At 66.3% G+C, this 26,416-nt stretch carries 20 protein-coding genes and 2 pseudogenes; 12 read left to right on the plus strand and 10 right to left on the minus strand.

Features of this window, described 5'->3' with window-relative positions; genetic code table 11:
* The 3 genes and pseudogenes from ACFU95_RS40080 to ACFU95_RS40090 all read right to left on the minus strand — a co-directional run.
* Window positions 1–588: non-canonical purine NTP pyrophosphatase (locus tag ACFU95_RS40080; protein WP_383839086.1), on the minus strand; the 588-nt coding region annotated here is incomplete at its 3' end.
* Between the two features lie 209 nt (window positions 589–797).
* Window positions 798–959 (minus strand): annotated as a pseudogene (locus tag ACFU95_RS40085) (amino acid--tRNA ligase-related protein); the annotation flags it as partial.
* A 30-nt stretch (window positions 960–989) separates the two neighbouring features.
* Window positions 990–1,838, minus strand: coding sequence for a hypothetical protein (locus ACFU95_RS40090; protein WP_383839089.1), 849 nt, complete (start codon window positions 1,836–1,838; stop codon window positions 990–992).
* Window positions 1,839–1,920: 82 nt separating this feature from the next.
* Between ACFU95_RS40090 and ACFU95_RS40095 the strand changes: the two genes are divergently transcribed.
* Window positions 1,921–2,439 (plus strand): proline dehydrogenase, encoded by a 519-nt coding sequence (locus ACFU95_RS40095; RefSeq protein ID WP_383839092.1) that lies wholly within the window; start codon window positions 1,921–1,923, stop codon window positions 2,437–2,439.
* Between the two features lie 82 nt (window positions 2,440–2,521).
* On the opposite strand, the gene ACFU95_RS40100 is transcribed toward ACFU95_RS40095, so the two are convergent.
* The gene (locus ACFU95_RS40100; protein ID WP_383839094.1) at window positions 2,522–3,091 is read right to left on the minus strand and encodes an ATP-binding protein; all 570 of its coding nucleotides are present in this window, start codon (window positions 3,089–3,091) and stop codon (window positions 2,522–2,524) included.
* A 398-nt stretch (window positions 3,092–3,489) separates the two neighbouring features.
* On the opposite strand from ACFU95_RS40100, the gene ACFU95_RS40105 reads away from it, so the two are divergent.
* The 11 genes from ACFU95_RS40105 (at window position 3,490) to ACFU95_RS40155 (ending at window position 16,566) form a co-directional block, all read left to right on the plus strand.
* Window positions 3,490–3,822, plus strand: coding sequence for a hypothetical protein (locus tag ACFU95_RS40105; RefSeq protein ID WP_383839096.1), 333 nt, complete (start codon window positions 3,490–3,492; stop codon window positions 3,820–3,822).
* A 30-nt stretch (window positions 3,823–3,852) separates the two neighbouring features.
* Complete coding sequence (locus ACFU95_RS40110; protein WP_383839098.1) at window positions 3,853–4,164, plus strand: pore-forming ESAT-6 family protein; 312 nt, start codon at window positions 3,853–3,855, stop codon at window positions 4,162–4,164.
* Between the two features lie 62 nt (window positions 4,165–4,226).
* The gene (locus ACFU95_RS40115) at window positions 4,227–4,619 is read left to right on the plus strand and encodes a DUF6507 family protein (RefSeq protein ID WP_383839101.1); all 393 of its coding nucleotides are present in this window, start codon (window positions 4,227–4,229) and stop codon (window positions 4,617–4,619) included.
* Window positions 4,616–6,883, plus strand: coding sequence for a hypothetical protein (locus tag ACFU95_RS40120; RefSeq protein ID WP_383839104.1), 2,268 nt, complete (start codon window positions 4,616–4,618; stop codon window positions 6,881–6,883). Before ACFU95_RS40115 ends, ACFU95_RS40120 begins: the two co-directional genes overlap by 4 nt.
* A gap of 93 nt (window positions 6,884–6,976) precedes the next feature.
* Window positions 6,977–7,366, plus strand: a complete 390-nt coding sequence (locus ACFU95_RS40125; RefSeq protein ID WP_383839107.1) for a hypothetical protein — start codon at window positions 6,977–6,979, stop codon at window positions 7,364–7,366.
* Between the two features lie 49 nt (window positions 7,367–7,415).
* Window positions 7,416–8,303: an immunity 49 family protein gene (locus ACFU95_RS40130; RefSeq protein ID WP_383839109.1), complete on the plus strand. Its 888-nt coding sequence runs from the start codon at window positions 7,416–7,418 to the stop codon at window positions 8,301–8,303.
* A 34-nt stretch (window positions 8,304–8,337) separates the two neighbouring features.
* On the plus strand, window positions 8,338–8,631 hold the full coding sequence (locus ACFU95_RS40135) for a hypothetical protein (protein ID WP_383839112.1): 294 nt from the start codon (window positions 8,338–8,340) through the stop codon (window positions 8,629–8,631).
* 31 nt (window positions 8,632–8,662) lie between these two features.
* A complete protein-coding gene (eccD, locus tag ACFU95_RS40140) occupies window positions 8,663–10,027 on the plus strand; it encodes a type VII secretion integral membrane protein EccD (protein WP_383839115.1) in 1,365 nt (454 codons plus the stop codon).
* Window positions 10,028–10,049: 22 nt separating this feature from the next.
* Entirely contained in the window at window positions 10,050–11,180 is a 1,131-nt protein-coding gene (locus ACFU95_RS40145) for a hypothetical protein (RefSeq protein WP_383839118.1), read from the plus strand.
* Window positions 11,177–15,178 (plus strand): type VII secretion protein EccCa, encoded by a 4,002-nt coding sequence (eccCa, locus tag ACFU95_RS40150; protein ID WP_383839121.1) that lies wholly within the window; start codon window positions 11,177–11,179, stop codon window positions 15,176–15,178. Before ACFU95_RS40145 ends, eccCa begins: the two co-directional genes overlap by 4 nt.
* Window positions 15,175–16,566: a DUF6177 family protein gene (locus ACFU95_RS40155; RefSeq protein ID WP_383839124.1), complete on the plus strand. Its 1,392-nt coding sequence runs from the start codon at window positions 15,175–15,177 to the stop codon at window positions 16,564–16,566. The genes eccCa and ACFU95_RS40155 overlap by 4 nt, the downstream gene beginning before the upstream one ends.
* A 587-nt stretch (window positions 16,567–17,153) precedes the next feature.
* On the opposite strand, the gene ACFU95_RS40160 is transcribed toward ACFU95_RS40155, so the two are convergent.
* The 6 genes and pseudogenes from ACFU95_RS40160 to ACFU95_RS40185 form a co-directional block, all read right to left on the minus strand.
* On the minus strand, window positions 17,154–18,245 hold the full coding sequence (locus ACFU95_RS40160) for an IS630 family transposase (protein ID WP_383839127.1): 1,092 nt from the start codon (window positions 18,243–18,245) through the stop codon (window positions 17,154–17,156).
* A 316-nt stretch (window positions 18,246–18,561) separates the two neighbouring features.
* Complete coding sequence (locus tag ACFU95_RS40165; protein WP_383839130.1) at window positions 18,562–19,077, minus strand: hypothetical protein; 516 nt, start codon at window positions 19,075–19,077, stop codon at window positions 18,562–18,564.
* Entirely contained in the window at window positions 19,074–19,766 is a 693-nt protein-coding gene (locus ACFU95_RS40170) for a hypothetical protein (protein WP_383839133.1), read from the minus strand. The genes ACFU95_RS40165 and ACFU95_RS40170 overlap by 4 nt, the downstream gene beginning before the upstream one ends.
* A gap of 479 nt (window positions 19,767–20,245) precedes the next feature.
* Window positions 20,246–21,626 (minus strand): annotated as a pseudogene (locus ACFU95_RS40175) (IS1380 family transposase).
* Window positions 21,627–21,748: 122 nt separating this feature from the next.
* Window positions 21,749–22,639: a serine peptidase gene (locus ACFU95_RS40180; protein WP_383839136.1), complete on the minus strand. Its 891-nt coding sequence runs from the start codon at window positions 22,637–22,639 to the stop codon at window positions 21,749–21,751.
* Entirely contained in the window at window positions 22,636–26,013 is a 3,378-nt protein-coding gene (locus tag ACFU95_RS40185) for a hypothetical protein (protein ID WP_383839139.1), read from the minus strand. The genes ACFU95_RS40180 and ACFU95_RS40185 overlap by 4 nt, the downstream gene beginning before the upstream one ends.
* Window positions 26,014–26,416: the final 403 nt, after the last annotated feature.

Here is a 26,416-nt window from a genome sequence, read left to right on the forward strand (position 1 = left end):
ATTCCCAGACAGCCAGGCGCCCAGCGCGGCGACCACCGAGTCCGCCCGCCACTCGGCGAATACCTGCTCCTGTTCAGACGGCGGCAGGGCCGCGAGCGTCGACGTGGCGCCCTCGGGGACGAAGATCGACCACAGATCCGACCAGGACCGCGGCCCATCACCGCGATCGGGGGCAGAGGCGATGGAGCCGGGCTTCCGGGAGTCGTCCGCGAAGGTGTGGAGTTCACCTCGCTCGTCGGCGTACACAGCGGCACTCGCGAAACGGCACGTCCGCTTCTCCGTGAGGTCTGCCAGGTGCGTGAACCCGCCGGGCCCGAACGCTTCGAGTGCCTGCTTGACCATGGGCCCCGGCCAGCCGCCGAACTCCTCGATGTAGAACCCTGAGTCCTCGACGAACAGCGGTCGTCCGAGGACCGAGAAGGCCTGCCGGGCCTTGTGCTGCGCGATTTCCGCGACGGACGTCGTCTGGATCTCATCCAGCTCCAATGCCACCTGCTCCACCTCGATACCCCAAGGCGCGAGATGTTCCTGAGCCGTACGGAACTTCCCTGAGTTCCCCGTACACATCGCCACCTTGATATCCGACATGAGCCCTAGACCCTTTCTCAGAGAGGAGCACCCACGCCCCCGGACGGGATAGTCGACGTTGCGAACGCCATCGCTGTGCTGGGGGGCATGACGTGGAAGTGATCATTGTGGACCTGGCTGATGATCCGCCGCAGCAACTTCTTGGGAGGGAGAACGCCCCCACCATCGTGTGATCAACGTTGGGCAGTGATGGTGGAGGCGCCCACCCGCTACGGCGTGAGCCTGTTCGGCCCCCTGAACAAGAATGTGGCCTCCCGGATCGACTCGAGGCCGAGCATCACCATCAGCACCCGACCCAGGCCCGTGCCCAGGCCTCCGTGGGGCGGGCACCCGTAACGGAAGACGTTCAGGTAGTCCTGCATCGGCTCGGTCCCCACGCTCCTCTACGACCAGGCCACACTTCAACTGGTCCGCAATTCGGCCACAAGCCGTTCCGTCTCCAGCTGGGCGAGTTCCAGCCGGGAGTCATCCGGGTCAGCATGCGAGCCCACTATCGAGGTGCAGAAGAACAGCGCCATCAGCTTTCCGTCCCGGCTTTCCAAGTCGTGGCGCCTCTCACGGCGTACACGCGCGGCCAACTCCGGGATGGCAAGCGAGTTCCCCCACAGCCAGGCTGCGTCCAGTCCGCGGGGAGCCATCCCCCAGTCTTCCCAGTCGAACAGACAGAACTGCGGGGCTGTCATGTTCGCCCAAGTGAGATCCGCGTGCGCCGGCGCCCAGTCCCTGATCGTCGTGTCGAGGACGCTCGGAAACACAGCCTGGATGGACTCCGTGACCCGGGCTTGGGTGACGGTCACGGTGTCCGGCGTAGCGACGCGTGTCGTGTGGTGCGCCGCAAGCGCATCGAGCGAGGCGTTCAGCGCCGCCCACCACTCATCCGAAAGTGCCGAAGCCACACCCGGATTCACCGGGGATCCGGGGAGAAGCTCGGTCTCATCGGCGCGCCACATGACCGCTTCAGCAGTGTCACGCCAGGCGACGCCTCCGAACCAGGCAGGCTTCTCGATCCCGTCCAGCAATGCGGCGCACTCGGCACCGTTCCACCCCTGGCCTTCGATCTTGTTGAACGGCCGGCGTTCGATCCGGACCCAGGTGTCGTGGTCCGTACGCGCGCCCACTGTCCGGCGTTTGCGCACCATCGTGTCCCGGTCGAGACGCACTTGAAGAGAATGCTCCACTCTGTCGAGCACCGCATCGACGGGCTGGTCCCGTAAGTCGACGTGAGTGGCGGTGGACAATGGGGCTTTCATATGACTCCTCGGCGGTTGTGCGCGACGTTAGCAACAAAGCCCCGACGTACTGGATGAGCGACGTGACCAGCAAACTGGGCGCATGGACGCAGGACTCGCCGCTTTGCTCGGTGCCGCCGTCGGTTCGCTTGCGACCCTTGGAGCCGCGATCGTGAACGGCCGGGCTCAGGCACGATCTCAACACGATCAGTGGCGCCGTCAGTACCGCCGCGACGCATACGCCAGCTACCTCAGCGCCCTCCATGACCGCGACATCGCCATGGACGCCATCCTCGACGCGCTGCGTTCAGACGAACCCGATCTACCCGATGTCGAGGAGAAGATACGCCGCTTCGTCATGCTGGCTCGCGAGGTCCATCGCGCAGTCGAGGTCGTCATCCTCGAAGGGCCGGCTTCCGTCGTGGAAGTCGCCGAACGGGTGACCCACACCTCCAGCGATCTCTCACAGGTCATGCGTCGGATGACCGAGGACGCCCGTGCGAGAGACACCACCCGCAAGGCCGAAGACTCAGCCCTGGCTGCCGAAAGAGAGCGAATCCTCTACCAAGCAGTCAAGGACTTCCGTATCGCAGCCAGCAGAACCCTGGGCAACACGAGCTGACACGCACGCTCAGAACGGGCCCACCCGGGACCGCCGACAGAGCGCTGAGGCGACGTTCAGCCTGAGTCGTTAAGCGTCAACCTCAGGCAGCTTGATGTTGCTTCCCAGCAGTTGCTGGGGTGTACGACGGCCCCGGGTTAGCTGGCGATGCCATGCGTGCCTGGCGATCGGTTCGTCCCACGGCAGCTGCACGCGTACGAGGTGAGGACAGTGCACCCACGGAGCTGTTGCCCAGGCCCTCGGTCGAGGGTGGTTCGGGCCTGATCTCGAACCATGTCGTTTTGCCGCAGGGTTCCAGTTGCGTCCCCCAGGCATCCGCCAAGGCGTCCACGAGCAGAAGGCCCCGGCCGCTCTCGTCGTTCGGTCCGGCCTCAACGGCGCTCGGCAACGACGGGTCGGTGTCCGTGACTTCGACACGAAGGCGTTCATCGTTTCGCGTCACAGCGACGTCGCACGGAGCGCCTGAGTACAGGACGGCGTTGGCGATCACCTCGCTCGCCAGCAACTCGACGGTTTCCAACGTTTCATCCGAAACAGGGAGACCCAAATTCTGGGCCAGCGCAGCGACTTGGCGGCGTGCGGACGGGACAGCGTCAACGGCAGCCGCAACCGTGAATCCGTGCGTCGGACGTTCGGCATTGCTACGTGCCATGACGACAACCTCACCTTGGTGTGACCTCAGTGAACGGAAGCCTTCCATCCGACAAGAGCTGTGAGAGGACAGCCTGTCCGTAGGCACAACAGGCAAGACGCATTGACGCTTCGGCTAGTTGTGGTAGAGCCCGGCTATCCACGTGGTCGATGCCAGGAGACACATCGCGGACACCGTACCCGGCAAAGCCTCGCTTCAGACCTCCTCCTTGGCCCCTCACAACTTCGGTGTTCAAGACCGCTCATGAGCTGGATCACGCCACAGGGACCTCTCCCGCGTTGCGCCTGCAACACGTGATGCGAGAGCATGTTCGATGTTCTGTAAGTCGCGCGTAACACACGATTGCGCAGTGGCGATCGAGCAACCGCAGTGCATGGCACACGTACGGGGGTGGATAGATGAAGTTCGACATGGGGTCGACGACCCTGTCGGAACTCGGGAAGAGCACCGTCGGCTCGGGCGAGGATCTGGGCACGCTGATCCAGTTGCTGATCCAGGCGGCGGAGCCGCTGGAGGGGAAGTTCAACGGGGCGGGCAAGGCCGCGTTCGATACGTTCAAGGTGAATGCCGACGAGATCACGGACGCCTTGAACAGTTCCCTCAGCGCGATCCTGGGCGGTCAGTCCGGGATGGACACCGCGTTCGGCTCCGGTGACCTGGAGCTGGAGGACAACGCGAACCAGAACCTGGGTGCCGCCAACTTCGACGCCGCGCGCTTCGGTGCGCGCTGACACCGCATCGGACATAGGGGGAGCTTGATCATGGGGCAGAACCAGGACCGCCGCTCGTTCGACACCGGTGCCTCGGGCGAGGTGCAGGTCAGCCTGCACTCAGTCATCGGTCGGCTGGAGCGCGTGCTGACCGACCGCGAGCGCGCGGTGAAGGCCGCGATGGCCGACTTCAACGCAGACGGCGTCGCCGACGAGTACCACGGCAAGGAGATGCGTTGGCACCGCGCCGCCGGCGAGGTGCGCGAGATCATCCGGCTCGTCCGTACGACGCTGGAGCAGAACGACGGCACTGCGCAGTCAACCCTGGCCAAGGCGAAGGCTGCCGTCGACAACATCGGCTGACATCACCTCCGGTACGGCAGTGCGGCAACGGGGACAGAAGGCAGAGGAACGGGGGCTGACGCATGCCGAGGTGGGACATCACTCCGAACGGGGTCGGAGCCGTGGTCTCGCATGTGGGCGACGTCATGAAGGTCCTGGACGACATCGTCCAGGCGTACTCGGGTGATCTGGAAGGCGCGGCCACCTCAGCCGGGACTCTCGCTCCGGGTGGGGCGAGCGGGGAGCACAAGGGGCAGACCGGGCTGGTGGCCGCCGCCCTCGCGGAGTTCATGGAGGGCACGGCGGACGAGTTGCAGTTCATCGGCGTGCGCGTGGGCAAGTCGGTAAACGGCGCGGTGGAGGCCACCGTCGCGTACCAGGAAGGCGACTTGGAGATGGCGGCCGAAGTGCAGAACAAGGCGTCCGGACTGGTCATGCCCGACATGCCGACTGGCTGGGAGGCAGGCCGCCTGTGATCAAGCCCGAGTCGATCCCGCTGTTCACCGGTGATCTCGGCCAGTTGGATCAGCACATCGATGCCCTGCGGCTCGACGCGGACGGCATCCGCCAGGCCGGCGGGGAGGCCCATCGCCAGTTCCAGGGACTTTCGGCCTTCTACGAGGCGCCGGAGGCGGAGGACCTCTTCGCGTCTACCGCGCCGGCACGTGATGCCGCCGACGCCTTCGCGGACAAGGTCGCCAAGGTGGCCAGCGCTTTGCAGACCTACGCGGCCGAAGTGGCTCCGATCGTCAAGCGGTTGGAGCACCTGCAGAGCAAGGCGTCCGCCTTCGTGGCGGGGCTCAAGATGCCCAGCGGGGAGTTCGACGAGAACTGGACCGATGACGCGGACAAGGTCGAAGAGCATCAGGCGCTGATGCATGACGTGAACGTCGCGCAGGCTGCGTTCACGGCTGCTGAGATCGAATGCAACAACAAGATCACGGCACTGGTGGGCGGTACCCAGTACGTCATGAGCACGGGCGCCAAGCAGTTCATGCCGCTCGGCGCGGAACTCTACGGCTACAGCGCTGAGGTGCTCGATCAGGCCAAGGAACTTCCGTGGGGCACACCGGTCACGCAGTCCCATGACTGGTGGGATCCGGACGACCTGGGCTACTACGCCAAGAGTTTCTTCTGGGACGGGTTCATCGTCGACAACGTCTGGGGCACCATCGACGGCCTCGCGACACTGGTCGGTGTCCATGGCTCGGACAAAGCAGGACAGGCATGGGAAGGCGTGGTGCGGGCGATAGTCGGGGCCGAGACCTATCTCATGGAGTCGGGTGGCAAGGAGCCGACCGGGGTCTTTGCGTCCGACTTCGCCCAGGAAAGCAAGGTGTACGCCAAGGAGTTTGGCAAGTCCTTCGTCGCCTGGGACATGTGGAAGGAGAACCCGGCCCGCGCCGCGGCCACCGTCGTCTTCAACGGCCTCACTCTGGGCGCCGGCCCGCTCAAGGTCGCCTCCGCGGGCAGAGCTGGCACCGCCGCGAAGGTCGCCACGACGGTCGCGAAGGTCGGCGACGCCATCGACCCGATCAATGCGGCGGTCAAGGTGACGGGGCACGCCATACCCACAATCGCCCAGGTCACGGAGAACCTGCGCGGCGTGAACGGCATCCCCGACCTGCGCGCTCCGCACAGCGTCATCGAACTCGACGACGGCTCCAAGGTCGTCGTCGAGAACGGCGAGTTCATCCCCTACGACAAACACGGCAACGTCGTCAGCGACATGCCGAAGCAGGAGCGATCCGCAGCCGCGGAGGCAACACCGGAGTCGACGCCAGTGCGGGAGCGGGAACTTGCTGGGGTCACTGCGACATCACGTGCCCCGGAGGCCGCTGCTGGTGCCGACGACCGCCTCCCGCCCAAGGCCAGCCATGAGGCTTCCTCGGGGCACGGCAGCGGTGACACGACTCGCAGTACAGGGCCAGCATCTGGCAGAACTGGAGCTACACACGCAGGTGGTGCTGGCACCCCCACACCGGGCCACGACACGGCAAGCAACGGCCATGGTCGTACTGGCCCGGGCAACACCTCCTCAGTCGGCCGCGACGGGCAGAGACCAGAGCGCGCCACTGGGGCAGGAGGATCGGAAACCGGCAGTCCCCACCCTTCGTCCCACGATCATGGCGAAGCTCGGGCGGACACTCAGGAACCGCACCAGGGGCACGATGCCCCAGACGCTGCCGACGGCGAGGGCACGCCCTCCGCAACACACCCGCACAGCAGTCCCGCTGACGACCCTGGCCCCACGCCGGGCGAACTTCCCCCCGGCACAGCGCGCCGCACCCTGCGCGAAATGCGGGCCATGAACCACAGCCGGGACCGGTACAAGGGTGCCGAAGACTATGTTCGCGAGATGACGGGCGGCGCACCTGAGCGGCATTACCGTGTTCCGTCCCACGACCACCCCTACTACCCTGTGCAAGGGACAGGGGGGCGCAACGTGGACGTCCCGGTTGATATGCCGGACGGCCGTACGCTGGCCGTGGAGGTAAAGCACTATCTTGAATGGCGGACGATCAAACTCAGCGATGGCAGCACGCGCCCTGTGAAGGGCGAAGTCCCCTTGAATGACGGCATCATCGAGCAAATCAACAAGGACCTTACGCTGCGACGCCAGGATCCCACATACGATCCGCGATGGGTCTTCCTGCACGCGCCTCCCTCGCAGGCTCTGAGGAACTATCTCATCCAGGCCCGTATCATATTCATCGAATATGGACCGGCTCCCAAATAACTAGAAATACCACGGAAGGTACAAGACGTGGCGGCGGTAAGCGCATCGGACCTGCAAGGATGGATCGAAGGGGAACGTCGGAACATCATCGGCATGGCAGACATGCTCGGGGTGCCATCTGACGTCTACACTCGTGACCCGATGAGTCTTATTCCGGCCCTCCAGGATTACGTTTCACGTGCCCCGCTTGATGAATTCGAGCAGTCTGACTGGATTACACTGCACGCCGACCTGATGTCCTATGTTGCCGATTACCTCATTCAGAACCACGGTGCGAGTTGGAGTGTTGCGGACGATCCCGCAGCGCCGCGCGGATACCGCTTTGTCATCGAGGCAACGGGGCGTGACGGACAGACCCGTCGGGTCGACCCCTTCGACGTGGTGAGCAAGGAATTCGGCAGTCTCCCGATCGAGATCACCCGGATGCTGGCCAGCGCGGAACTCACCTTGCACCTCGCATCCCAGGCCGGCGAGGGCGAATGACGCAGCCCATAGCCGGAGCGGGAGGATGCCGTCGATGGAGGACCCTTCCGTGACCGCCAATGTCCCCCGGATCCTGCGCCATGACTTCCGTACGGGCAACGCTGCCGAAGCCATCGCACCAATCGTCAAGAGCACCAAGGAAGTGCTCGACGAGATCGAGACGTCGGCGGACTACCGCTACGACGCCCAGATGCTCACGCTGGCTGTCGCGAAATGGCGCTGCCTGACTGACCCCATGGCGGGGGAATTCCCGACATGGGAAGCGTGGGTCACAGCCATGCAGGTAGGCTCCGCACTGTTCGACTCGGCCACAGCCGCCGAGGACCCCGTACCGTGCCGGATCGGGAGTACGGGCGAGGTGAAGAACCTGCCTGCGACGGGGCCGACGCCTTATACGCACGCGGGGGCGTGGCTCACGTCAGTCTATCTGGCGACGATCTGCCGCGAGAACTACCGTCTCGATCGACTGATGCGGGTACCTGTGTCGTTTCTGCGTGCCTCTGTTCCCGAGGGCGCGGTTTTCGATGACTACGTCTACGACTGGGTAGAGACTCTCCAAAGCTACTGGGCCGGTCGAGCCACGGAGATGTGGGACAAGCTAGTAGCGGCCGTCAAAGGCACCGATCCCGAGCGGGAGGGCGTCGTTGACAAGGAAATGATGCTGAAAATCCTTTATCCGCCGCTCGAACTCTTCCATCGCTTCCAGCTGCGAGAAACCGAGCAGTTCAACAGCGCACTGGTTGACGCCGTCACCTGGCACAAGCAGTACTGGGCCGGCGACGAGGCGCGTGCCCTGAGCGGTGAAGGCCTAGTGGCCCTCGGTCCCCTCGCCTTGGCCTGCATGGCCTACGACAACGAATTCCCGATCGAGGTCGAGTCCGAGTACTTGCCCAAGCATCTACTGAGGCGTTCATGGGTTGGCGAGTTCCAAACGTGACCCAGGTTCTCCGCGAGACAGGCGGCCGAAGACCGTGACAGCTCAGGACTACGACAACCAGCTGCTGGAGTCGGTGTCAGTACGCCGCCGCCGGTTGCGGGATGCCCTGCTGTTCGGTGCGCAGCGGCAGCGGCGATCGCTCGATGAGCGGTTGGGGAAGGTGCTCGCCGGTGTGGTGATCGCGGCGGTGGTGTGCGCGGGGTGCGTGGGATGGTCGTTCGTGTCGCATCGGGTCATCGGCAAGAGCCCGTACGGGGCTTCCGTACCGTCGTCCCAGCCCTCCGAATCGCCGTCGCCCTCTCCCTCTTTGACCTCTTCTACCCGGTGATAGGTTCGAACGCGTGATACCCACGGGGACTTTGAGCCGCTCAGCGACCGGCAACCGTACGGTGCTCAGCCGGGTCACCTTGGTCGGCGAGCGACGCCGGGTCGACCTCGTGCTGCCCTCGCGGGAGCCGGTCGGGGTTCTGCTGCCGGAGATCATGCGGCTGCTGGACGATCGCGTGGGCTCGCGCCCCGAGTTGCGGCATCTGGTCACCGCGGACGGTTCCGCGCTGGCGCACGACTCTTCGTTGGAGTCGGCAGGCGTGCCGGACGGGACTGTGTTGCGGCTGGTACGCGTCGAGGACGCGCCGTCGGCTCCTGTCGTGCATGACGTGAGCGACGAGGTCGCCGACGATCTGGACGTGCGGGCGTGGCGGTGGCGGCCTGCGGTGCGCAGGGTTGTCGCCGGGCTCGCCACCGTGTTCTGGGCGGTGACCGCCGGGATCGTGGCGCGCAGGGAGTTCGATCTGTCGGCGGTCGGTGCCGGGCTGCTCGTCGTCGCGGGCGTGGGTGCACTCGCCGGTGTGCTGTGCGGGCGCGCTCGGCGGCAAGGGCTTGCCACCACGTTGATCGTTACCGCCGGTGCCGTGGCCGTTCTCGGTACCTGGACCTACGCCGACGCCTACGACTGGTCCGGCGCGCTGCGGCTAGCGGGTCTCGCCGTGTCCGCCGCAGTCGCGCTGTTGCTCGCCGGGTGGTTCACACCGCTGGGGCGCGGGGCGCTGATCGGCGCCGGGGCGGTCGGCGGCTGCCTGGTGTTGTGGGAAGCGGCCATCGCCCTTCAGGGCGGGGCCGGGAGCCTGACCGGGCAGGCCCGGGTCGGTGCGCTGCTCGCCGTGGCCTGCGTCGTCGCGCTGGGTGTGCTGCCGCGGCTCGCGCTGATGGCGTCGGGGCTGTCCGGGCTGGATGACCGCCGTACGGGCGGAGCTTCGGTGAGCCGGTACCAGGTAGCCACCGCACTCGCGGCCACCCATCGCGGGCTGACGATCGCGACCGCCGTGCTGGCCGGTTCCGCAGCCGCCGCCGGGGTTCTCGTGCTGCGCTCGGTATCGGTGTGGACGGTGCTGCTCGGCGTTGCCGTCATGGTGGCGCTCGGGCTGCGGGCGCGTGCGTTTCCGCTCACCGCCGAGGTCGTGGTGCTGCTCGTTGCTGCATCCGTTGTCGCGGTGCGGCTCGTCGTGGTGTGGCTGGAGCAGACCGCGGCGGCTGGGCCCGTCGTCGCACTCGCCCTGCTCGCGGTCGTCCCCCTCGTGGTGCTGAGCGTGGAGCCCGCCGAGCATGTGCGGGTGAGACTGCGGCGAGTCGGCGATGTCCTGGAGTCGGTCTCCGTGATCGCCATGCTTCCGCTCGTCATCGGCGCGTTCGGGGTGTACGGGCGACTGCTCGGCACCTTCGCGTAGACACAGGAACGTGGGGATCGGAATGACTGGAGGAGGGGACTGGCAGAGGGACCTACTGCGCGACCTGACCGACGGCAACCCTGGCGACACGCCGATCCAGTCTTCCGCAGCCAAGCCTGAGCCGCTCCCCGCTTCGCCCATACGAACGGAAGCGGAAGCGGCACCGGTTCCCGAGCTGTCCCCCACCGCCCGTCCGGTCAAGCGCCAGGTGCACAACCCGGTCGTTCCCGCGCCGACCCCTGAATCGCTCCCCACCGTCGACCCCCGCCTCGCCATCGCCCTGGGCAGCCCCCAGCACGGGGATTCCCTCGCCCAACGCACCGGACGCACGCTGCGCCAGCTGACCGCCTCCGCCAGCCAGGACGTCACCGAACAGACTCGTTTCGCCCAGGAGTTGCAGCAGCCGGTCACGACTGGTCGGGTCATTGCTGTGACCTCGATCCGCGGCGGGGTCGGCAAGTCGACGGTGTCCGCGCTGCTGGGGCGTACCTTCAACCACTACCGGCATGACCCGGTGCTCGCCCTGGAGGCCGACGCGGCCCTGGGCACCCTGCCGGTGCGGATGGGCGCGGACACGGTGCGCTGGTGCTGTGCGGACCTGGCCCGGATTCTGACTCCTTCCATGCGGCTGACCGATGTCACCGGCTACCTGGTGCCGGTGGCCGACGGCGGCTGGCTGCTGCCCGCCGGCCAGGGCAGGGTCGGTGCCCCGCTGGACCTACGCACCTACATGACGGTGACGCTGGCCCTGCGCCGCTACTTCGCGGTGACCGTGGTCGACTGCGAGACCCTGCCCGGCGAGGTGGCGCGCGCCGCGATGGACACCGCCCACGCACGGGTCGTGGTCGCGCCGATGACCGCGGAGGGCGTGCACGGCACCCGACAAGTTCTTGACTGGCTCGGCCAGTTGCCGCATTCCGCCCTGGCCACCACGGTCGTGGCGCTCAGCGCCGCCTCGCCCGACACCACGCTGGACGTGAAGTCGGCCGCCGCGCACCTGCGCGAGCCCGGCGTGCCCGTGGTCCCCCTGCCCTACGACCGTCATCTCGCCCAAGGAGGCCCCATCCACACCGCCATGCTGGGCCAAGCCACCCGCGATGCGGCCGTCCGCCTGGCGGCCGAAGTGATGCAGTTGGCGGTTCGCGTCCAGTGACCCAGCAGATCGTCCATCGGCCCGCACGTTCGTCCCGCGCGCTCCCTCCTGCCGAGCCTCGCACCATCGAGGCACCGCCGAACCTCCCCGAGGGCAAGATCGGCAACGCGGCCACCGCGCTGCTGCCCATGGCCGGCGTCCTCAGCTCCGTGGTGCTGATGACGGTCATCCGCAACAGCCAGTTCGCCGCGATCGGCGCCATCGTGCTCGTCGTGGCGCTGCTCGGCGCGGTGGCGCTGTTCCTGTCCCAGCGGGGCAAGGCACAGCGCACCCGGCGCGTCCAGCGGGAGCGATACCTGGAGTATCTGGAGGAGCAGCGCGAGGAACTGGGCACGGCCGAACGGGGGCGCAGGCAGCGATCGAAGCTGCTGAATCCCCCGCCGGAGGCTCTGTACGACCTCGTACGCGATCCCGCCCGGCTGTGGGAGCGGCGGCGGCAGGATGCCGACTTCCTGCAGGTGCGGGCGGGCACCGGCGACGTGCCGGCGCAGGAGCTGACCATCGGGCTGAACAGTACGGGCGGGGTGCTGACCCCGCCGGACCCGTTCATGCTCAACGAGGCCCGCGCCCTCCAACACCGCTTCAGCACGGCCACCGACCTCCCGCTCACCGTGCCGCTGGACCGGGCCGGGAACGTCAGCATCATCGGCGACCGCGACGGCGTCCTCCGCGTTGCCCGCGCGCTCCTGCTGCAGACGGCCGTGACGCACGCGCCAGACGACGTCGCCGTCGCGCTCGCCACGGCCGACGAGTCCAAGTGGTCCTGGGCGAAGTGGCTACCCCACGTCCTCGACACCCAGGTGTACGACGGCCCCGTCGCCACCCGCCGGATCGCCCGCGACCTAGCCGAGCTTTCCCGGCTCTGCGCGCCCGACCTGCGACAGCGCGCCGGGTACGCGGCAGAGGTGCGCCGTGGCCTGTCCGGCCGGGGCACGGATGCCCTGCGCCTGACGTCTCGCATGCTCGTGATCAGCGACGCCTACGGCGACACCGCTGCCGAACTGCCCCGCCCTGACTCGGCGATCGGCCTGCCCGACATGGGCGTCACCGTGCTGCACCTGCTTCAGCAGCAGGTGCACGAGCCCGACCAGGTCAGCGTGCGCATCACCGTCCACGGCGACCGGATCGTCGTCGACGACCTGCGCACCCCGAACGCGCCCACGGCGCACGGGATCTCCGACCCGGTGACCGTCCCCGGCGCCGAGGGCCTCGCCCGCATGCTGGCTCCACTGCGGCTCTCTGCCGAGTCCGTGGCCGAGGGAACGCCGGTATCCGGCCCGGTCGACTTCCCCGCCCTGCTCGGCATCGACGACCCGGCCGCCCTCGACCTGGCGCGGCTGTGGGCCCCGCGCGGTGAGCGCGACTTCCTGCGCGTCCCCATCGGCCTCACCGACCGCCACGAGCCGGTGCTGCTGGACCTCAAGGAGTCCTCGCAGCTCGGCATGGGCCCGCACGGACTGTGCGTGGGCGCCACCGGCTCCGGCAAAAGCGAACTGCTACGCACCCTGGTCCTGGCCCTGGCAGCCACCCACTCCCCGGAGGACCTGGCCCTGGTCCTGGTCGACTACAAGGGTGGCGCCACCTTCGCCCCGTTCGCCGAACTCCCGCACGTCGCTGGGGTGATCACGAACCTGGAGAACCAGGCCGGCCTCGTCGAACGCGTCCACACCAGCCTCGTCGGCGAGGTCAAACGCCGCCAGCAGGTACTGAAGGACGCCGGGAACGTCGCCGACATCGGCCACTACGCCACACTGCGCGCCTCGACCCGACCGGACCTGGAGCCCCTGCCCCACCTGTTCGTCGTCATCGACGAGTTCGGCGAACTCATCACCGCCAAGCCGGACTTCATCGATCTGTTCCTGTCCATCGGCCGCATCGGCCGCTCCATCGGCGTGCACCTGCTGCTGTCCAGCCAGCGCATCGAGGGCGGCAAGCTCAAGGGTCTGGACACCTACCTCTCCTACCGCCTCGGCCTGCGCACCTTCTCCGCCGACGAGTCCCGCACCGTCCTGGACACCACCGACGCCTTCCACCTGCCACCGCTGCCCGGATTCGGCTACCTCAAGGTCGACACCTCCACGTACGAGCGCTTCAAGGCCGGTTACGTCTCCGGCGCATATCGCGGCACGGTCCTGCGCGAAGAGCGAAACGACGAGCCGCTCGTGCGGCCCTACCCTGCCTACAACACCCCGCAAGGGCCCGGGGCCGACGCCGTGGAGGAGCCAGCCGCCACCAAGCGCGAGACCGGCCCGACCGTGCTGTCCGTCATGGTCGACCAACTCGCCACCGCCGCACCGTCAGTACGGCGGATCTGGCTGCCCCCGCTGCCCGACGCCACCACCCTGGACACGGCCGCAGGCCCCCTCCAGGCCGGTACGGACGGTCTCCGCCTCGCCCACGGCGCAGGCCCGATGCGCGTCCCGCTCGGCACCCTCGACGACCCCGCCCGACAATGGCAACAGCCGTGGCTGCTGGACCTGACCATCGCCGGCGGCCACGCGGCAGTCATCGGCGGCCCGCAATCCGGCAAGACCACCCTCCTGCGCACCCTCGCCCTCTCCCTGGCCCTCACCCACACCCCCTACGACGTCGCCGTGTACGGCCTCGACCTGGTCGGCGGCGGCCTGTCCGCACTGGCCGGGCTGCCGCACGTCGGCGGCATCGCCGGACGCGCGGACCACGAACGCGCCGCCCGCACCGTCGCCGAGATGCGCGCCATGCTCGCCCAGCGCGAGGAGGCGTACCGCGAACTGGGCATCGACTCCGTCGACCAACTGCGCCACCTGCGCGCCCAGGGCAAGCTCCCGCATCTCGGCGCCACCGACATCGTGCTGCTCATCGACGGATTCGGAGCCCTGCGCGAGGAGTTCGCCGGTCTCGACGACGCGGTGGCCGACCTGCTCAAGCGCGGCGGCGGCTACGGCATCCACGTCGTGGCGGGCATGCTCCGTTGGAACGACGTCCGCATCGCCACTCAGTCGATGTTCGGCACCCGCATCGAGCTGCGCCTGAACGACCCGGCCGACTCCTCCATTGACCGCAAGCTCTCCGAGACCCTCACCCCCGACACCCCCGGCCGAGCGCTGACCGACGGCAAACTCTTCACGCAGGTGGCCCTGCCCCGCATCGACAACCATCCCGCCACGGACGACCTGGGCCCGGCCCTGGAGCGCACCGCCCGCACCATCCGCGCCTCCTGGCACGGCGAACTCGCCCCACCCGTACGGGTCCTGCCCACCCGCCTTTCCGCCGCCAAGCTGCCCACCCAGGCAGCAGAGCCGACGCGGATACCCATCGGCGTCGACCAGGACACCCTCTCGCCCGTCATGCTCGACCTCTTCGGCACCGACCAGCACCTGCTGATCCTCGGCGACAACGAATGCGGCAAAACCAACCTTCTCAAGCTGATCGCCACCCAGCTCATCGAGCGCCACACGGACAAGGAACTCGTCTTCGGCATCTACGACCCCCGCCGCGGCCTGCGCGGCGTAATCCCCGAGCCCTACCGGGGCGGCTACGCCCACAACGCCAAACTCGCCGCCGCCCTCTCCACCGGCATCGCCACCGAACTGGAAAAACGCCTCCCGGAGACCGCCGACCCCGACGCACCGCCAACCACCGAGCCCACCTTCACCGGGCCGCGGATCGTCATCCTGATCGACGACTACGACATCCTCACCACCGCAGGCCAGCAGCCGCTGACGCCCTTCCTGCCGTACCTCTCCTCCGCCCAGGACATCGGCCTGCACTTCGTCCTCGCCCGCCGCATCGCCGGCGCCTCCCGCGCCCTGTACGAGCCGCTACTGACCGCCCTGCGCGAGACCGGCGCCACCACCCTCCTCATGACCGGAGAGCGCACCGAGGGCCAGCTCTTCCCCGGCCTCTACGCCTCCCAGCAGCCGCCCGGCCGCGGCACCCTCGTCCGCCGAGGCCGCCCCCACCAGCTCATCCAGACCGCCCTCACCGACGAACCCACCGAAGAGGCCCCCCAAGCGTGACCAAGGACGTCATCGCCCTCACCCCCAAGATGCCGGACCTGCCCACCCTCCTCGCGGGCCTCTACGCCGGCGGCCCCAACCTCGGCATGAACACCACCGCGGACGGTGCTGTCGTCCAGCTCTGCGCCCCCGACGGCCGCCCCCTGGTCTCGGTGGAGGCGCCCATCCTCATCCAGGTCCCGGGCGAGACCGCCCGTTTGCTTGGTCACGCAGTCGAGGAAGGGTCGGTGTGGTGGACCGAGGCCCGCGCCTCCACCGCCGTCGCCGAGGCCGGACGGCTGGCCGGCTCCTTCGCCGGGCGGCTGGCGACTGTGCTGGGCGGCACAGTCTGGCCGCCGGAGGCCGCCACCACCGACGTAGTCCCCCTCACCACAGACGTCTCGGCGATCCCTGTCCCGGCCACCGGCACCCCCGCAGTGGACGTCCTCACCGCCACGACGGCCGTGGTCATCCAGGACCGCCCCCTGGTCGCCATGACCAGCTGGCTCTCCGACGCCCTGCGGACCGCGACCGCCGCCGACCGGGCCCTGCAGATCGTCACTCCGCCCACCGCCCGCCTCACCCTGGCGACCCGCACCGCTCTGCGCGGCCTGCCCAACCGCTGGGTCGTCCAAGACCCCGAGCACGGCTACTTCGACGGTCTGTCCGGCGCCGTGCTCCACTGGAAGAACGGCACCTTCACCCCCATACACGACGACAAAGGCAACACGAAGGTCGCCGAAGCCTTCACCCCCACTCCCTACACCGGCGAACGCCAACTGATCCTCACCCTGCGCACCCGCCACCCCGCCGACCCAGACCTCGTCCTCGGCCGCGCCCTGGAAACCACCTTTCGGCGCCTCACCGGCGCCCCGCCCACAGGATGGAGCACTGCCGAACCGGTCAACCTTCCCTGGTCAACCCGCCAATTGACCGACCTGGCCCGCACCCGAGCCCCGCAGCCGACCTGGCTGATCGCCATCGGGCACCCCGACCGCCCTGCCCTCGCCATCATCCGCGTGCTCCGTACACCAGCGGGCGTCGAGGAGGACATCACCCTCACCCTCGGCTACGGCAAGGACGAGACACCGCCCCTGGACGCCATCGAAAAACTCGCAACCGAACTCGACGCCCAACACAACCTGGCCACCCTGCTCACGGCTCTCCGCACCGCCCGCCGCGACCTCACCGCCCCTGCACGCCTCGAATACCCGCCCATTCCCGTCGCGTTCACACTCGGCAGCGATAAGGCTCGGACCATCGGCCGTGCCCATGCCAGCCACCCTCCTCACGGCCCCATGCCCGTACGGCTCGGCCGCGCCCTCCACTACGCCCTGGGGGACGGAACCGACCCCAAGGCCTGGACCACCTTCCAGCACCTCACCCAACACCTCAAGCAGCAGGCATAACCGCCGGAGCCGACCGTGCCCTAGGCGGTAAGTTCAAACGATCTCGGGTGGTGGATCACGGTGGGGTGATACGCCGCCATGAGCTGTCGGACGCGGAGTGGGAGTTCATCCGGCCATTACTGCCGTGTCGTTGTGTGGGGCACAAGCGGTGAAAGTTGCGTACGGGCACGGCGCATGACGGGACATACCGAGCACCCAGGCGGACAACGCAGGCAACGATCAGCAGACTGGTGTCGGTCGACTCCACGACCGTCCCCGCCCACGGCGTGCCCCCCTGCTGGATCCTGTGTGACAGTCTGGGCGCCCTTCAGGTGCATCGGAAGAAAGCTGAGATGGCTGTCAGCCATGACAAACCCTGGCCGCGCTGCGGGCAGGGCGCGGACCCTTTGACGGCCCCAGAGGGGTGCCCCGGGATTTGAATCCCCGGTCGCAATGCCTGCCTGGCCCATGTCACGCCGAGCGATCCACCTACTTCACCGCTCTCGGGTCGACTCGGACATCGACCACCGGGGAACTCCGTTCAGCTGGGCCCTTCCCCGAGAAATCCTCGACGCCCTGCGCGATCACCCACAGTGGGACCGCGGTCGCTAGTCTTCTGAGTCAGGAATCCTGTGTAAATAAGTGGCGAGGCGTTCGAGGATCTCGTCTGCGGTCTTGGTCCAGATGTAGGGCTTGGGATCGGTGTTCCATGCGGCGATCCAGGTGCGGATGTCTTCCTCGAGGGCTTGGACGCTCTTGTGGACGCCTCGTCGTATCTGCTTGTTCGTCAGTTCTGCGAACCACCGCTCAACCAGGTTGAGCCAGGACGAGCCGGTAGGCGTGAAGTGCAGATGGAAGCGGGGGTGGGCGATCAGCCACGTCTTGATGGCAGGCGTCTTGTGGGTGGCGTAGTTGTCGAGGATCAGGTGCACTTGCAGATCTGCCGGGATCTCCTGGTCCAGCTTGATCAGGAACTTCTTGAATTCCTCGGCACGGTGCCGGCGGTGCAGGGAACCGATGACTTTCCCGGTGGCGACCTCGAGTGCCGCGAACAGGGTCGTGGTGCCGGCACGGACAAAGTCGTGGGTGACCCGCTGAGGAACCCCGGGCATCATCGGCAGCACCGGCTGGGAGCGATCCAGGGCCTGGATCTGCGTCTTCTCGTCCATGCAGAACACCAACGCCCGCTCGGGCGGGTCCAGATACAGACCCACGACGTCGTGCACTTTGTCCACGAAGTACGGGTCCGTCGACAACTTGAACGTCTCTGAGCGGTGGGGCTGCAGGCCGAAGGCTCGCCAGATCCGCGACACGGTCGACTGGGACAGGCCCAGTTCTTTGGCCATCGCCCTCGTCGACCAGTGCGTGGCATTCCTCGGCGTCGACTCCAACGTCCGCTTCACCACTGCGGCAATCCGCTCGTCGCTCACCGAGCGGGGGCCACCGGATCGGGGCAGGTCACCCAGGCCGGCGATCCGATGCTCGACGAAACGCGCCCGCCACCGCCCCACCGACTGCCCCGTCATGCCCACCAGGGCACCGACATCCTTGTGGGACATGCCATCCGAGCAGGCCAGGATGATCCGGCATCGCAGAGCCCACGCCTGAGGGGTCGAGCGACGCCGCACCCACCCCTCAAGCGCCGCCCGTTCCTCCACTGACAGCACCAACTCGGCCTTCGGCCGCCCCGTACGAGCCATGCCCCAAGCCTACATATATAGGAGGAACTCATGAATCAGAAGACTAGCCCCCGCCTTGTAACCCTGATCATAGGGAACACTGGTAGGCGCGATATTCAACAACAGGACTTTGCCAGCGGAAACGAATCGCTAGTTTTCGACCTCCAAGCCCCGTCGTTTCGGTTCTCTCGATAGAAGTAAATCCCGCGAACGCGCCTAAGCCAGATCCAGTAGGAGGCTCTCGTGCCATGCCGACCGAATCCCGGCCGCGGCATATGCAAAGCGGCTGACTGGGCGGGATAGGGAGAACTTCTCCACCCGTCGCAGGCTGCCGTGTTCAACGATCCAATCGATTCATCCGGACAATCCAAGGCCTCTTCCTTCCAGATTTCACGAGAATTCTCGTCTGATCACCGAAAGGAGGGAACTCTTCCTTGGCTAGCGCCACATAATTACCTTCCAAGTCTCTGCAATCCAGGGCTTCTACTGTAACTGCGTCCACATTGGGGTTTTGGGACTCGAAAGGGATTGCCTCCAAACGGCCCCTCCAGAAGGGGTGGCGCAGGCGGTATGACAGATCAGGCTTCCTGACCAGCACGAAAACGCTCACGGTTTTGGGATACTTTGTGCGATTCCTCAAGCGTGCTGTCACCACGGTCGCAAAGCGATCCCCGTATGGTTTAGGGCCTACATAGTACCCCTCCACCTTTAGTGGGGAGAACTTGTGCCTAATCCAAAAGTATAGGCCCACCCCGACTAGGAGGATGAGGATCAGCGATCTAACGATAGCTGCCCAGTCCGCCCAGAGGGCGGTCTCCAAATCGACAAAGGATGCGGTTTGGGGCTGAGTCATGTCGGGCACTCGCAGCCGACAAGGATCACCTTTCCTTTAATGTATAGCCAACTACCTTTACATCCCCCTCGGCAGGTACCTTGGCCGCAAGTCATCTTCAGGTTGCTACCCGAACCTTCATATTGAATCTGACATTCAAGCGAGCCGTATAGGCTCGGCATGATACCTCCAGGCTCGGTACCCACTGTGAATCCCAGGTCGAGAGCCACTAGCCTTGTGGCATCGGGCCCTGCCGGCACAGGGAGCCAAAGCGCTAGTTCGGGGAACTTTGCCACATCATTCTGAGGACAAGAAACTGCCCGGCCGTCCTCTGTCAGCAGCAACTCCATCCACGAGTGGCCGATAGGCTCTGCAACATCGCGCACGCCGCTCAAGGTTCTATCGATCTCTTCTTTATTGAAGACGAGAGGGCCAGCCCTGCCGGTATATCGCATATCGTCTAGCGATACAGGAACAAACAGTTCACGCGGAATGGAATGGTCCAAGTTTGGCAGCCACTCCAGCGCCGCCTGACGGGCTTCGGGTTCCATATTCTCTAGCCGGGGAGCGATGTTATCGGCTGAAAGTTCTTCCCCGGCCACCAGTGCGGAGGCCATAGCCCCGGTGATATTCATCCTCTTTCCTAACTGTAGAGCTCCAGAGGTCATGCTAGTAAGAGCAAGCGATCCGAGCGGATTCTCGTAGGCCATTCGGAGTAGCAGCCCATGTAAATACACTGAGGGGATGCGACAACTGGGCTACAGTGCGGGGCGATCGGCTCACGCTTGCCGGTCAGCTCGCCGACGCCAGGGCCCGCTGCCGGTAATTCAGCGTTGTCAACCTTGACCAGTGAGCCTCTTCCAACCTGGCGGGTTAGGAGGCGAGTTGGATGACGCGGCGGAAGGCGAAGCTCCTGGTAGACGGTGTCACGATCAAGATCTCCGTGCCGCCAGCAGCTTCGCGTGCTGGTGTACCCCTCGTCGTTCGACCTGTCCGGCTAGACCCTGTGCTACCTAACCTCGATCGTTCATGAGTTCTCGTCGGTGTGCTGACGGGGACTCTGTGTTTGCGGGGGGTGGTCTTTTCGGGGCTGGGGCAGGTTGATGGCCCGGTTGTCGCGTCGGGTGGGCGCCGGGTTCCACTTTCCCGGTGGGGTCGTACGGATCGTAGGGGCGGTCGGTGTGGCTGGTCAGCCGGGGCTCGGCAGGGCATTGAGCCGGTCGATGGCCCGGGTGATTTCGCCGGTCCATGGCCATCGGGTGGAGAAGCGGAGCCAGCGTCGGCGGCCGGTGGTGACGAGTTGGGCGGCGGCGGAGAACAGCCGCAGGCGGAGCTTCTTGGGTTCCCAACGGCGGGTCTTGCCGGTCAGGGCGAGCATCGGCATCCAGGCGAGGAGATCGAGCGCGATGGAGACGATCTCCAGCCAGATCCGGTTCTGGGCGGTGTCGTGCAGGGGCAGGTTGCGCAGGCCGGTGTCGCGGGCGCCTCGGATGCGGTCCTCGCAGCGGGCCCGCTTGCGGTGACGCAGTTCGAGGTCGGCGAGCTGGCCACCCTTTGTGTTGGTCGCGAAGCAGGTCAGCCGCAGCCCGTCGAGGTCGGTGAAGCGCAACTGGGCGCCGGGGTGCGGCCGTTCCTTGCGGACGATCAGCTTCATGCCTTTTGGCCAGGTGCTCAGGTCGGGGATGTCGGTGATCTCGGCGACCCAGGCGCCCACCCGCTCGGTGCCGCCGGCGTCGTAGGCCGGTGTCCACGCCTTCTTCGGGATCTTCAGGACGGCCTGGTGGATGGTGTCCGGTGATGGTCATTCCGACGGAGTACGACAGCCACCGGCCCCGGCGGGAGAGCCAGTCGAGGAAGGCGTGGGTGCCGCCGGCGGAGTCGGTGCGGATCAGTGTCTGCCGGCCCCGCCGCAGGTGTCTGGGGAGTTGGGCCAGGGCGAGTTGGGTGGTGGTGATGTGATCGCTCGCGGTGTTGGAGCCTGCGTTGCCGGGCCGCAGCAGTGCGGCCACCGGTTCCCCGGAGCCGGCCTGACCGTGGTCGACGAACGCGACGAGCGGGTGATGGCCGAAGCTCTTCTTCCAGGTCGCGGTGGCGTCCTGCTTCTCGGAGTGCGCGAGGACCAGTACGCCGTCGATGTCCACGATCACGCTGCCACCGGCGGCCGGACTGTCTTCACCGGCCAACTCCCAGACCCGCGTGCGTACTTCGGCTCGCGCCGTGCGGATCGCGGTGAGGGCCTTCGGCCCGGCTGCGGCGAGGGTGTCGATGAGCCGGGAGACCGTGGGGTCGGAGGCCACCGGGCCGAACACGTCGGCCTCGGCCCGCAGCATGGCGACATCGGCGAGGCAGTCCCCGCCCAGAGCCGTCGCGAGCGCGACATCCAGCAGGACCTTGCCTGGGTCGTGCACCGTCCGCGGCTTGCGCCACGGCGCCATTGCCGCCGATATCGCGGTGTCCAGGCCGGACTTGCGGACCGTCTCGACCAGCAGCACCGCCCCGGCCTGCGAGACCGCCCCTCTGCCACCGCCCTCGACGCGGACACGCGGGTACAACCCGATACGCTTGCTCACCTGGAGAGTGCTTCTTTCCGTGCAGCCAACAGGACCCTAGACAAGTCCCATCGTTGCAGGTCAGAAGCACTCTCCGCTTATTTGATCAAGGCATGGACGAGCACGCTCATGAAAGCGCGAGGCTAGAGATCGAGGTAAGGGGCGATGGTGGCACCGGTGGTCGAGGACCGCAGGTAGTTGGCCGCATTGTGGAAGTCGAACAGGAATCCTACGACGGTGGTGTGGTCCAGGGCGATGCCATCGAAGTAGCTGCTCAGTCTGGGAGGGATGGCCACTGGGTCGCCAGGGTCGGCGATGTTGACCCATCGTTGCACTCCAGGCGGGCGTGCCCCCCGCAGCGCTGGAGCGACGCCGTTGGGCCGTGGGATGAGACGCTCGAAGACTGCGCGGGGCAGCGCCAAAGGCGATGCCAGGGTTAGGAAAAGCTGCGGCTCCAAATCCGGGACCGCGTGCAATGCTTCGTAGGCGACCACCGACCCGAGCGAGTGCGCAATGACAATCTGAGGCTGGTGTTGCTCGATACGCTTTGCTACTTCCGCCCGCGCTGCAAGGCGTTCCGTGCAGTCTTCAGCCCTCAGGTAGGCGACGACCTCACGGAAGAGAATCTGGATGAAGACCCGCAGTGGCCCTTCAGCCAGATCGAACTTGCGTGCAATCCACGAAGACAGTTCCCTCAGCGGTACGGTGGCGTGGCCCTGCATTACTTCGGTTGCGACGCCCAATTCCTGCGCCCAGGCTGCGGCCAGCTCTTGAGCCAGCGGGTCGTCTGAGAAGTCGTCGTCGTCAATTCCCTGGGCTTCCGGGCCGGTGACGAGCTTGTCTGCGTAGTACGCAAAGTCGAGATCGAACCGGCTCGGCGTGATGCCGACACTGAGGGCCAATTCCCGCGTCCAAGCGGACGCCTTTAGTGCACGTAACTCTTCCAGGCGTGTCTCGGTCACATCGGTACCGAAGCTATTGCCGACGCCGTGTACCGCAACTACCCGGAGTGGGTCAATGCCAGGACTGTTCAACGAAACCTCCTTGTGAACGGTTCCAAACTGAGAGCGGCCACTTCTTCGCCAACGCTTAGAATTACAGAGCCGTCAGAGCCGATAGTTGCAGCTCGCACGGAGTCAGGAAGCTCAAAGCGGCTGACACAACGCCCGGTGGTTAGGTCCCACAATCGCACCGAATGGTCGTGATCGCCGCCCGTGATGGCATGCGAGCGGCCGTGCAGTTGAAATGCCGCCAGTGCCCTGACTGGGGATGTATGGCCGACAAGATTCTGAGCCGTCGCCCCGGTGGTCAAGTCCCAAACCCACACCCACCCGTCGCTGTTTTTCGCTGCGATGGCGTGCGGGCGGCCGTCGAGCTGGGTCACCGTCAGCGCACTGACCCAGCTGCCGTAGAGCCGGCCCGGTTCGAGGCCTTCGCGCTTCGCCTTCAACTCGCGTACTTGGTCCCCGGTCGTGAGGTCCCAGACCTGCACCGTGCCGTTGCCGCCTCCTGTGACGGCGTGCGGGCGCCCGTTTAGATCCGTCACCGCCACCTCGTACCCGATCAGCTCGCGAACCTGGGTTCCTGTCATCGGGTCCCACACCCGCACCACCCCGTCAAGGCAACCGGTGAGGACCTGTGAGCCTCCATTCAGACCCGCCACCGCCATCGACTTCACTGGGCTGGTGGTGCCGATCAGTTGAGCCGGCCCCCCAGTAGTCAGATCCCAGAACAATGCCCCATCATCACCACCAGCGAGGGCGTGCGGGCGTCCTTTCAAGTCCGCTGCCGCCACCGCGTAGATGCCGCCCATATGACTGTCCAGCTCCCACAGTTGGCGCCCCTTGGCCAAGTCCCAAACCCTTACCGGCTGGTCATGTCCACCGCTGATGACCACAGGACGGCCGGCCACCTCGCTCGCTGCAACTGCCCCGGCTACAGGGCCCTCCCAGCGAGCCGTCGACTCTCGTCCTCCCTCAACCCACCTCACTTGCCAGTCGGTGTCGCCAGGCAGATCGACCTGTACAGGCTCGTGTCGCGAGCGTGCGGCCGCATAGGCCAGGAGTTGGCGACGCTCAGAGGGGCGTCGGCTTCGGAAAGCGGCGCCATACACCTCAGAGGTGCGTCGCGCCTGGGCGGAGTCGGCATGCCCCGTTGCATGTTCCATGGCAGACGGGTCTGCGTAGACGAGGAACTCGGTGTCTTGGAGAAGGTCATCCAAACGGCCTGCATCGATGGCGTGCTGAGCTGCGTGCCGCCGAAGGTAGGGGGTGGCCAGGTGCCAGAGCCTTCCTTCTCCGTCACGGGGCACGGAGTGCAGGAGCTCTTGGTAGAGGCGTTGCGTGGGCTCCGCTGTGACTTCGAAGGGCTCACGTTCTCCGGCCGCCGCGTCCTGCCGGAGCCATTCGCTGAGACCCTCGTGAAAGAGGCGATACAGGGTAGTGCCGTCGTCGTCGACGCTGCGGCGCAGGTAGAAGCGTGCCTCGTGGTCTAGAAGCCTGTACAAAGGCGGCAGAGGGAGCGGTCCGTTCTCGGCGGGGATCGGGGTGAAGGCGGCAGCGGCGTAGGCGAGGACACCTTCGGGCATCCCACGGCCCTGAGAGAAAGCAAGGGCGGTGAGTATGGGACGCAGGAGCGGCAGGCGTGAATGGCGTGCGATGTCCAGCCGAAGCAGTTCGGGACCCGTTCGAGGCACCTGCCGACCCAGTTCGGCTGCCGCTTCAGCGTCGCCGGGAAGCTCGCCCGCGGATAGCAGGTGATGCACGTACAGGCCTGCTGTCAGGAACTCGCCCCACGGCAGGTCCGACGGTTCTGCGGCTGGGGCGAGGCGGTCGGATCCTGTGAGTTCTTTGGCGACGGCCCAGGCGAGTGCATGCCTGGCCCCTCGCCTGCTGCCCTGCGCGTAGGAGCCATCGGCCATGAGGAGCCGCTCCACATATTTGGCAACTCCATGGCACACGGATTCCGCTGGTGCGGCACTAAGGTCTGTGCACCCATTACTGCTCCGCGCGAGAGCCATCAGATCGCGGATCTGACTCTCCTCACGAGTGCCGATGAGTAGACGGAGCCGACTGCCGGGCCTTTGTGCCCGCTGGGCAAGCGGTAGGAGAAGCACCGCGGTGATGTCCTCGGGCCGAATTGCCTCATCAAGAGCGTCGATGATCACCGTGACGGAGCGATCGTCTGCGGGCAAGAGACGAACGAGGTAATCGGCCGGGTCTCCAATTGAGGTGCCAGGCTCCGGCTCCCGTACCTGGGAGGCGCCGCTCATATGCCGGAGTTGCTGGGCAAGTGCTGCTCTGACCTCGTCGACTCCAAGTCGGCGCGCGTGGATGACAGCGATCCGGTCATTCGCACCGGGGGCCAAATCGTCAAGCCCGCGCCACAAGTTCTTCGTCGATTGGCGCAGCATCGGGTGCGCTGCGCAGGCCAGAACACCAAGCAGGGCCGACTTCCCCGCTCCCGGCTTGCCCGTCACCACGCGCATGCCAGGGCCAGCTGTGTCGTCGTCGAGCCAGGTGGAGAGCTCCTGCAGCTCCCGCTCCCGGCCGGAAAAGTAGCCTTCCTCCCAGCCACGGCCGACCGGCTCGCCACCGCCGCCACGCCGCATGAAATGCTCCGGATCCCACGCCCAGCCAGTCAGCCTGGCCAGCTCAGGCGGCACAGTTGCTTCTAGCCCGTCTGCCTGGTCCTGACGAAAGGATGGGTTGGGGAAGAACGGCAGGTGCGACAGGTCAGTGTGCTCAGGAACGAGACTGGTGAGGACCGACTGTGGCAGGCCCCTGTCCTCCTCGATCAAGGCGTTGACCGTGCGCTCGATCTCCCTGTACACGGTGGCCCGAGGGATGTACCGAACTGATGGATCGAATCGGATCTCTCGAGACGTGTACTTCTGCAGCACCGCTACCACCGCTCGGCTCAGCCGATAGCCGAACGCCTTGCTTCCAGGTCCGGTCGCCGCGAGCACCCAGGACCTGCGTTCCGTGACATCCATCCGAGCGTGCCAGGACGTCACCGCCGCCTCCCCGGCGTAGCAAACGTCGAGGATGAACAGTGTTAACGGCCGGTGCTCCCGGGCATCCTCGATGTCGGTGATCCACGATGTCACCGGCCGCCGAAGCCGTTGCCCTGCACTGTTCAAGACGTACAGCTTCTCGCTCGATCGGTCGGCCAATTCACCGTGACCCACGATGTGAACAATCAGGACGTCGACGTCCTCGCTGGCAACGGCCTGCTCAACCAGTTCCAAGTGGTTGACGTCATCGCTGTCAAGATCGGCGTATGGCTCGTAGCCGAACTCTCGTAGCACGTCTCGAACCTGCATCGCGTGCTCAGACGCGTGCTCTAACAAGCCCAGCCCCGGGCGCGGCGAATCTCCGTCTTCCGTCGGCACCAGAGGCATACCCATCGACAAGACCGCGTACCGCAGCGCTTCACGTGTCTCTTCTGGACCGAGCCCACGTCCCGTCACTTGTTGCACAGGTTCCCCCGCTCGGCAGTCGATCGCTGCCCGTACCCCTCAAAGGTAGTCAAGCCGGAGCCAGCAATCACTCGAACAGCATGAGTTGCCGACCGAGCTTTGCCCCGAGCAATGGCTGTCCGAGTCGATCGCCAAAACCATCTCGGACGCTGGCCTGGCGGCTACGCCTGAAGAGGCGACCAGTAGCGAACCTGCGCCGCAAGTGGGTCACGCGTCGCTTTCTGGGACCTCGGTGGCCCCACACTCCTGTCCCTGACCACCGGGACGTGTTCCACAGCCGTCATCGCCCGTCGTGCCCACCGCAGAAAGAGCCGCCGCCGGCTTCAGGGCT

The organism is Streptomyces sp. NPDC057623 (genome assembly GCF_042800355.1).
Taxonomy (GTDB): domain Bacteria; phylum Actinomycetota; class Actinomycetes; order Streptomycetales; family Streptomycetaceae; genus Streptomyces.